2 protein-coding genes are annotated in these 10,035 nt (G+C 66.9%); both read left to right on the plus strand.

The genetic code is table 11. From position 1 onward, the window contains the following. The first annotated feature begins 36 nt into the window (after positions 1-36). Complete coding sequence (locus RAC97_RS19370) at positions 37-5,073, plus strand: beta-ketoacyl synthase N-terminal-like domain-containing protein (protein ID WP_375101205.1); 5,037 nt, start codon at positions 37-39, stop codon at positions 5,071-5,073. Continuing rightward, complete coding sequence (locus tag RAC97_RS19375) at positions 5,073-10,028, plus strand: SDR family NAD(P)-dependent oxidoreductase (RefSeq protein ID WP_375101204.1); 4,956 nt, start codon at positions 5,073-5,075, stop codon at positions 10,026-10,028. Before RAC97_RS19370 ends, RAC97_RS19375 begins: the two co-directional genes overlap by 1 nt. Positions 10,029-10,035: the final 7 nt, after the last annotated feature.

A 10,035-nucleotide genomic window follows, 5' to 3' on the forward strand; every position in this document is an offset into this window, starting at 1 on the left:
AAAGGAGTTCAGGGTGAACCTGATAGGGAAATGTGCATGAGTGCTGGATACGAGCAAGTACTGGCCATCGTGCTGACGCAACTGGCGTCGGCCTGTGGTGTGGAGCGGATAGACGAGGAGCAGCGCCTGGGCAGCCTGGGCCTGGACTCGATCGAGGTGACCGGGTTGCTCGCCGCGCTCGGCGCTCAATTGGAGCGCGACCTCGACCCAACGCTGTTCTGGCGCTTCGCCACCCCCGCGCAATTGTGTCGCTACCTGTGCAGCCTGGAGGGCGGCGCTACCCAGGCCCCGCGCCGCGCACCGGTCAATTGCACCCAGCCGGTGGCGGTGACTGGCTTGGCGTGTCGCTTCCCCGGCGCACGGGACAGCCTGGCGTTCTGGACGTTGCTCGAGAGCGGCGGCCAGGGGGTCGGCCCGCTGCCTGAAGGTCATTTTTCCGAGCGCCGGGAAAGCGGCTGGCATGTCGCCTTGGATGAGGTCGCAGGCTTTCTCGACAGTACCTGCGACTTCGACTACTCACGCTTCGGCCTGGGGGCGCACGAGGCCTCGCAGATGGACCCGCAGCAACGGCTGCTGTTGACCCTGGCCTGGGACGCCCTGGAGCAAGCCGGCATGCCACCTGCCACGTTGCGTGGGCAACGCGGCGGCGTTTATGTCGGGGCCATGTGGTCGGACTTCGCCCATCATGTCGCGCCGCAGCAGATGACCGCGCAGAGCGCCACGGGGCTGGACACCAGCATTCTCTCGGCGAGAATTTCCTTCACCTTGGGGCTCGATGGTCCGAGCATGACGGTCAACACCGCGTGTTCGTCGTCACTGGTGGCCGTGCACCTGGCCTGCCAGGCTCTTAGGCAAGGCGAGTGCGATTTCGCCATCGTCGGTGGAGTCAATTTGTTGCTGGCGGCGCAGAGCTTCGAGGCCATGCGGCGCTTCGGCGGGCTGTCGCAAACCGCCACCTGTCATACCTTCGACGCTGCTGCCGACGGCTATGTCAGGGCCGAGGGCGCCGGGGTGCTAGTGCTGCGTCGGCTACCCGAAGCGTTGGCGGCAGGCGCGCCGGTCTGGGGCGTGATCCGCGCCTCGGTGGTCAACAACAACGGTTTTCACAACAGCCTCACTGCGCCGTCGATGCACGCCCAGCAAGCGCTGCTGAACGAAGCCATTCGCCAGGCTGGTATCGCGCCCGCCGACGTCGAGTACTTGGAGGCCCATGGTACGGGCACCGCCATGGGCGACCCGATAGAAGCCAGCGCCATCGCCGCTGCCTATTGCCCGCGCGGTGCACGCCAGCAGGCGCTGCTGATCGGCTCGGTGAAGACCAACATCGGTCACAGTGAAGCCGCAGCAGGGATGGCCGGGTTGATCAAAGTGCTGCTGGCGCTGCAGCACGGGGTGATTCCCGCACACCTGAACTACCGCACGCCCAACCCGGCAATCGATTGGTCGCAATTGGCCTTGCAGCCAGTGCTGGAGCGCACTCGCTGGTCCTCGGCGCAGCCCCTGGCTGGCGTCAGTTCGTTTGGTTTCGGCGGCACCAATGCCCATGTCATCGTGGGTCGGCAATGGCCGGTCGACTCGCCCGAGGGCTTTGAACGTTCCGACAATGCGCAGCCCACGTTGGTGGTGCAGGTACCCGCCAGCAAGGCCAAGGGTGGTGTGCTGGTGTTTTCTGGGCAGGGCGCGCAGTGGCAGGGAATGGGCTTGCACCTGGCCCGCCTCGACCCGCTGTTCAGCGCCTGCATCGCCCGCTGCGACCGCGAGTTCATGAGCCTGGCAGGTTGGTCGTTGGCCGAGCGCCTGTATGACGCCGAGCACGTGTTCGATGACGTGGAAGTGGCCTGGCCCTGCCATTTCGCCGTACAGGTGGCGCTGGCCGAGGTGTGGATCGCCAAGGGCCTGCGGCCGCTCGCGGTGATAGGTCACAGCATCGGCGAGGTGGCCGCCGCCCATGTGGCGGGGGTGCTGAACCTGCGCGATGCCTTGCGGGTCATGCTCGCCCAGGCACGCTGGGCCGCAGGGCAACCGGGTGCCATGGCGCTGCTGGAGATGGGCTGGGAGCCTGCCCAGGCGTTGTTGCAGAGGCTGCAAGTACCTGTGCAAGTGGCCATCCAGCATACCGAGGACGCGACCGTGATCACCGGCCCTGCCGCCGCGATCGCTGCGGTTGAGCAGTATTGCGAGCAGAGCAAGCTGCGTTTGCGCCGGGTTCGCTGCGACGTTGCCGTGCATGCCGGAAGCGATGAGCAGGGCTACCAGGCCCTGTGCGAGGCGCTCGAGGACATCGTGCCGTGTAGCCCGCAGTTGCCGTTTCATGGTGCATGCGCCGGAGGGACCGGCGGCGGGCCTGCGAGCACCGCGTACTGGGCTGACGTGGTGGTACGGCCCGTGCGGTGGTTCGATGCCTTGCGCACGGCCTTGCAGCAGACCGAGGGTGTGCTGGTCGAGGTGTCCAGCCACCCGGTGCTACTGCGTAGTTTGCGCGATGCCGCGCCGTCGCGAGGCGTGCTGGTCAGTGCCCGCCGCGGTTGGTGCGACGCCAGTGCCATGCAGCAAGGGCTGGACGAATGTTGTGAGGTTCAGGCCGCGCCGAGCGGCGCTATGCAGGTGCTGCTGCTGTCAGGGCACAACCAGCAGGCCTTGCAGGCGCGCTGCGCGAGCATCGCAAGCTGGCTCGAGCAAGACACGCCGCCAAGCCTTGCAGACTGCGCCCAGGCGCTGCGTGAGGTTTGCAGCCATGAACGCCATCGCCTGTCCTTGGTGGTCGAGTCCCGCGAGCAGGCGCTGGCCGAGCTACGAGCTGCCGCGCAGGCGCTAGCGTGGGACAGCAAGGTCTGCGCTGCACCCTTGTTGCAAGTTCGCCGCCAGGCACCGCTTTCTGCCCGGCAACGGGATGCTCTGCTGGCCGTGCCAGCGTTCGCCAGCGGTTACGCACGGGTGTTGCAGGTGGCCCGCGAACTGGGCGTGGAGCCTGCCCGAGTGAAGGGCGTGGCGATGTACATCGGTTGCGCTGACTACCTGCGCAGCGAGGGCATGATGGTCTCGCGCTACGCGGTCGCAGGCATGGTCGGCAGCATCGAAGACCTCACCACAGGGCGGCTTGGGCTTGGCCTGCTGGTTCAGGGCATCCGCGACCTGGAGTGGGGCGAGGGGGAAAGCGAAGGCGACGATGATGTCTTGCGCATTGAGGGCCTGGCTGGCGAGATGGCCGGGCAGCTGTGCTCGGCGCTGCTGGCCCGTGCCTATCAGGCTGGTGTGAGCGTGACAGCACGGCCCTCTACGCGTCAGCCACCTTTGTCGCTGCCAGCCGCGTATACGGCAACGCAGGCCTCGCCAGGCGGGCCTAGCCTTTATGGCATTGGCTGGCAAGAGGTCCAGTCTGAGCCGGGAGCTGCCCTCGACTCCAAGGGCCTGCTGGTGGTCGGGCCTGAGCCGGCGTTGGCGGGTCTGCGCCACCATCCGAGCCTTGCCAATGCGCAATGGCACGTTCTGGATCTGGCCGCTGAGGGTGACGCTGATTATCGAACCTTCCTCGAGCTGCTCGACTGCACGCCCGTCGAGCATCTGGCGTTGCTTGCCCAGCCAAACGCGGCGGGTGAGCACCTTGCTGGCGTCGTGCTGGGCTTGTTGCGGGCCCTGGCCAAGGCCCCACGGTCGGCGATCACGGTGCATGTGCTGACCCACGCTGCCCAGCACCTGCCGAAGGACAGCGAAGTATGCGCTGACGCCGCCCTGCTGTGGGGGCTGCTCAGGACTGCCCAATTGGAACTGGACAGCCAACGCTTGTGCGTGAGCGACCTGGGGCCACCGTTCGACAACGCGGACGGGGCAGTTGCCCAGGCGTTGCTGGCCAGCCTGGTGACGCCCATGACCCAATGCGCTTGGCGCAAGGGCGTGCGTTATGTCCCGGTGCTGCAAGCCGCTACCGGACTGAGCGCCGCGACGTGCGCGGCACCTGCCGACGACACCGGTTTCCACCTGATCAGCGGCGGCCTGGGCGCACTAGGCCAGGCGATGTTGGGCTGGCGTGTCGCTCAAGGCGAGCGGCGTTTCCTGCTGATAGGCCGAAGGCAGCCGAGCCCGCCTGTTGCAGAGGCGCTGGAGGCGTGGCGCCGACAAGGCGTGCAGATACGCGTCGAGACCTTCGACATCGCCGAGGCCAGGGCGCTGGACGATGCCGTGGCGCGCACCGCGCAACAGCTCGGGCCGTTGTCCGCGATCACACATGCCGCCGGGGTGCTGCACCCTGAGGCGCTGGCCACGATGACCCCGGCGAGCCTGAGCGTCGGGCTGCGCGCCAAACGCGAGGGCGCCTGGAACCTGCATCGGCTGAGCGAGCACTGGCCGGTACGGCGGTTCCTGCTGGTGTCGTCCGTCTCGAGCCTGTTCGGTTTCCCCGGCCACGCGGCCTATGCCGCTGGCAACGCCTACCTCGATGGCCTGGCCGAATACCGCATCAGCCAAGGCTTGCCTGCCACCAGCGTCGGCTTCGGGCCGTTCGCCGACGAAGGCTTGCTGGCGCACGAAGGCGCCGCGCAGGTGTTCGAGCACCTGCCCGCGATCGGCATGCAAGAAGCCTTGGCCTGCCTGGCGTACTGGCAGACGCGCGATGGGTGCGTGGTGATCATGCGCTACCGCGGGCCGAGCGCATTGGCGCATGGCTTGCCCGCCTTGGCGGTGGGCGTCGAGGCGCTGGCCCAGGCCGGTGACCGTCATGGGCAACTCTGCGCCATCGTCGGCCGCTTCGTGGCGGCCCTGTTGCAGGTGCCCGTGGAGGCGATCGCCCAGGACGCCCCCCTGAGCGAGCTGGGCGTCAGCTCACTGTTGGGCGTTGAAATTCGCAACCGTCTACAGGCCGAGTTGCAGGTGCACATGCCCGCCACCGTGCTGTGGAACTACCCCACCATCACGGCGCTGGCGACCTACCTGGAGTCGCTGTTGTGGCCTCTGGAAGAGGGCCTGCAAGGTCGCTCGGAACGGATCGATGCGCCCGATGAGGACGATGACGCGTTGATGGCGGAGCTGCTCAGGGAGCTGGCCACGATCAAGGATAAATTCAGTGGAGACCTGCATTGATGGAACGATCGAACAAGCCCGATAGCGCATCGGCATTGCAGCAAGCGCTCGTCAGTGTTCGCCAGCTCAAAGCGGCCCTGCAACGCCATGAAGAGCCCATTGCCATCGTTGGTGCAGCCTGTCGTCTGCCGGGCGCCGATTCGCTGGCGGCGTATTGGTCGCTGATGACGCAACAGCGCGATGCCATCGAGGAAGTGCCCAGCGCACGCTGGAGCAACACGCAGTTCTACGACCCCGACCCCATGGCCGCCGGCAAGCTCAGCACGCGCTGGGCGGGCGTGATCGACGAGCGCGCGTTCGATGCCGGGTTCTTCGGCATCAGCGATGCCGAGGCCGAGCATATGGATGCCCAGCAGCGCATCTTTCTGGAGGTCGCCTGGGAAGCCCTGGTGCATGCCGGGCAAACCCGTGAACGGCTGCGCGGCAGCCAGACCGGCGTGTATGTCGGGGTGGTGAACTACAACGACGGTTACGCACGGCGGCTGTTCGAGGATATCGAGCGGGTCAATGCCTTCAGCGGCCCGGGCGTGTCCAACAGCGTGCTGGCCGGACGGCTGGCGTACCTGTTCGACCTGAAGGGCCCGTGCCTTGCGATCGATACCGCTTGCTCTTCATCGTTGGTTGCCGTGCATCAGGCCTGCCAGAGCCTGCGCAACAGCGAATGCGAGCAAGCCATCGCTGGCGGTGTGAACCTGGTACTGAGCCCCGATTTCACCGTGGCCACCTCGCGCATGGGCCTGATGGCCGCCGACGGGCGCTGCAAACCGTTCGACGAGCGCGCCGATGGCATCGTGCGAAGTGACGGCTGTGGGGTGATCGTGCTCAAGCGCCTGAGCGACGCCCGGCGTGATGGCGACCAGGTGCTGGCGTTGATCCAGGCCTCGGCGGTCAACCAGGACGGCCGCACCAATGGCATGACCGCACCCAATGGTCTGGCCCAGGAAGCCCTACTGCGTGGGTTGCTGACCCGGGCAGGGCTGAGCGCCGACAGCCTGGGCTATGTCGAGACGCATGGCACCGGGACGAAACTGGGCGACCCCATCGAGGTGACAGCCTTGGCCAATGTGCTGGGGCGCCGGGCGCAAGCGGCTCGCTGCCTGGTCGGCTCGGTCAAGGGCAACATCGGCCACTGCGAGGCAGCCGCCGGTATCGCGTCGTTGATCAAGACTGTGTTGTGTCTGCAACACCGGAGCGTGCCGGGCTTTGCCGACCTCAGGTCGCTGAACCGTCACATCGATGCACAAGTGCCCCTGGCGTTCCCGCAAACCCATCAGCCCTGGCCAACTGCCGATGGCACGCCGCTGTATGCGTTGGTCAGTTCGTTCGGCTGGTCCGGTACCAATGCCCAGGTGATTCTCGGCAGCGCCCCCCAGGTCGCGGCAACGGTGATGGCAGCACCGCCGACTGGCTCGGCGCAGAAGCTGGCGCTGGTGTTTTCGGGGCAGGGCAGCCAGTGGCCGGGCATGGTCGACCAGCTGTTGGCACAGGACGAGGTGTTCCGCGACAGCCTGCAACGCAGCGAGGCGATCATCCAGCGTCTGGATGGCTGGTCACTGCTGCGGGCGATTGCCGCCCAGAGCGAGACGGACCTTGCGCAGACGCGTTGGGCACAACCCTGTGTGGTGGCGATCCAACTGGCGTTGTTCGACATGCTGCTGAGTTGGGGCGTGGAACCTGCCGCCGTCGCCGGGCACAGCATCGGCGAGCTCTCCGCTGCCTGTTGCGCAGGGATCTTGAGCCGCGAGCAAACCTTGCTGGCGGCGTTGGCGCGTGGGCGCTGCATGGCGAAGCTGCATGGGCAAGGCAGCATGCAGGCGTTGCTGGCCCCCATGGAAACGGTCGAGCAGGTACTGGCCGACTGCCCAGGCGCCTCGGTTTCTGCCTACAACAGCCCCGGAGCCAGCATCGTTTCGGTTGCGGCGGGCGCAGCGGCGCAGTTCCGGTCGTGTTGCGTCGCCGCCGGGGTCGAGGCCATCACTGTCAATGAGCACTACCCGTTCCACTGCCCGTTGCTCAACCCGCTGGAGCATGAATTGCTGGCTGCCTTCGCGCCGCTGAGTCACGGGCAGGCGCTGCTGCCCTTCGTTTCGTCCAGCCATGGCCAGGATGAGGCGCAATTGCCTGAAGACGCTGGCTACTGGGTACGCAGTGCCTTGCGCCCAGTGCGCTTCGACCTGGCTGTAACGCGGCTGGCCGAGCTGGGTTGCGACACCTTCATCGAGCTGGGGCCGCATGCGTCGCTGGTCCAGCACATCCAGCGCTGCTTGGGCGTTTCCCACCCTGGCCTGCGGGCCATGGCGGTGCTCAATCGGCACAAGCCCTTGCAGCAATCGCTTAATGCCCTGCGGGCGGGGTTGCATAAGGCGGGGCATGCGCTGGCTGCGAACCTGGATGACGCCACCCGACATCACACCTGGCAGCACTCGTACTTCGCGCTGCCCAGCCTGGCCGTGGCCAAGGCGCCGCCAGCGCAAGGGCTTACCGGGCGTCTGCGGGTCAACGATGGCGCACGCCGCCGGCTGTTCGAGGCGAGCTGGCAGGGCGCAGGGCTGTTGGCCGACCATTGCCTGTTCGACCGCGTGGTGGTGCCGGGCGCCTTGCACCTGGGTGTGATTGCCACGCAGGCCATGCGCAGCTTGCAGATGCCTGCGGTGTGCATCCGCGATGTGCGTTTTCTGAGGCCCCTGCTGATGGCGCAGGGCGCGCAGTGCGATATCCGTATCGAATGGTCCGCTGCGGGAGGTGAGGGCGAGTACCAGGTGGCTGTGTCGGCAAACGCCGAGGGGACCACGCAGGTGCTCTCCAGTGGTACGGCGCTGCCGGTGGCCGCGTCGTCGGGCGAAGCGCTTCCTGCCATGGGGGCCGCCGCCCAACCCTTGGACGCTGTGGCGTTCTATGCACGTGCCCGTGCCAATGGCTTGCAGTTGGGGCCAATGTTCCGTCGGATCGCTACGATGCACCTCGACGAACATGCGCAGCTCATGCAAGTGCAACTGTTGGCCTGCAGCGAGGCCGCGCATGGCGAGGGTCTGGTGCTCGACCCCGGCATGCTCGATGCCTGCTTCCAGGCGTTGTTCGCAGGCTATTGGCAGCAGTGCCCGCAGCCGGCGTTGTATATTCCCCTGGCGGTCGAGGAGATGACGCTCTACACCGCGGTCGAAGGGGCGTTGACCGCGATCATCCGCCTGACCACCAAGGTTTTTGACCCGGACACTCAGATCCTCCAGGGTGACATCCTGTTGCAGGATGACCAGGGGCGTCAGGTGGCGTCCCTGCGCAACGTCCAGCTCAAACGCGCCCAGCGTGGCGCATTGCTCAGTGCCGAACACGGCGTTGCTACTCAGGTTTGCCGCTTGGCCTGGCGTGAGCGAGCGACGCCTGCGCCTGGGGCCGACAGCGCCTTGCCTGTGGTGTTGGACGACGAGCCTTTGGCAGGCCTGCTCGCGTCCCGGCTCGTGCAGGCCGGGCGGCTCCTGGCAAACCATGTCAAGCCGTCGGCGCAGCCCGCCCAGTGGGTTGATACCGGCGGGCAAGGCCTGGGCCCGGTCCAGGATTGGTCGCAGGCACTCGGTGAGCGTTTGCAGCGACTGCGACACCTGTGCCTGCACCTGGATGCCAGCGCCACCGAGCCGGTGCACTTGAGCGTGGTGACCCGAGGCGCTCACGATCCCGAGGCCGGTGACAACCACCTGTTGGGGGCGGCCACCCTGGCGGTGCTGCGGGTGATCGCCAGTGAATTCCCGAACATTCGTTGCCAGGCCATCGACCTGCCTGCGCAGTGGCCCCCAGCCCCGGACGACCTCGATACCTTGGTGGCATTGCTGGGGCAACCCCCTGCGGCGAATACGCTGCGCGTGGCCAGCGGGCAGGTGTACGAGCAGGTCGTGGAACCGTTGACGGACGAACCCGCCCAGGCGCTGCCGGTCCAGCCTAATGGCCGCTACCTGGTAACTGGTGGCTTCGGTGACACCGGGCAGGCGCTGCTCCAGGCCCTGGTCGCGCGTGGCGCACGCCAGGTCACGCTGATGGGGCGTAGTCGCCCACCGCAGCCGTTGCTCGAAACGGCCAGACGCTTGAACCAGGAAGGCGTGGAGGTGCACCTGTTCCAGGGCGACCTGGCCAGCGCCGCCGATGTTGAGGCGTTGATGCGTCACGTGCAGCGCAAAGGTAAGCCCGTGGCGGGCGTACTGCATCTGGCTGGCGTCGTCGAAGATGGCTTGCTGTCTCGCTTGGACCCACAGGCGGTGCAGCGGGTGCTGGCGCCCAAGGTCAATGGCACGCTCAATTTGCACGCCGCCCTGCAGGGTCAGCCGCTGCAATGGTTCGTCGCCTTCTCGTCGCTGTCGGCTTGCATTGGCTTGGCCGGGCAGGCCGCCTACGCGGCGGCCAATGCCTTCGTCCAGGCCTTCATGGCCCAGCGCCAGGCTGCCGGCCAGGTGGGCCACGCCATCGCCTGGGGGCCATGGGCAGCGGGCATGACCGCGCGCCTCTCGCTGGAACACCAGCAACACCTTCAGGCGCTGGGGCTTGGGCAGATGCAAACCGACGAGGTGGTGCGTTGGGCCTTGGCTGGCGGTCAGGTTACGCCGCAGGAGACGACGATCATTGCCAAAGCGCTGCCTGGCACCTTGGACAAAAGGTTGAGCTTGCAAGGGCGGGCGGCGCCCACCGCGCATGCGGATGAAAGCCTGGGCGACCCGGTGGCACTGCAAGGCAGCCCCGATCAACTACGCGCCGCGATGACCCGCCTGGTGATCGGAGAGCTGAGCGGTGCCGTGCGTAACGCAGCGCTGGCTGGCGACACCCCCCTGGCGGGGTTGGGTCTGGATTCGCTGGGTGCAGTCGCCATTGTCCAGCGTATTCGCCAACGCACCGGCAAGACCCTGCCGATCACCGCGTTCTTCGACAGCCCCACACTGGATGACGTGGTGGCCAAGCTGCTGGTCCATGCCTGAAGCGAAC

The organism is Pseudomonas sp. LS_2 (assembly GCF_042709235.1).
Classification (GTDB): Bacteria; Pseudomonadota; Gammaproteobacteria; order Pseudomonadales; family Pseudomonadaceae; genus Aquipseudomonas.

Bases quoted from the DNA above. Each gene is read 5' to 3' on its own strand.
- RAC97_RS19370 (WP_375101205.1), top strand. From the start codon at position 37: ATGAGTGCTGGATACGAGCAAGTACTGGCCATCGTGCTGACGCAACTG.
- RAC97_RS19375 (WP_375101204.1), top strand. From the start codon at position 5,073: ATGGAACGATCGAACAAGCCCGATAGCGCATCGGCATTGCAGCAAGCG.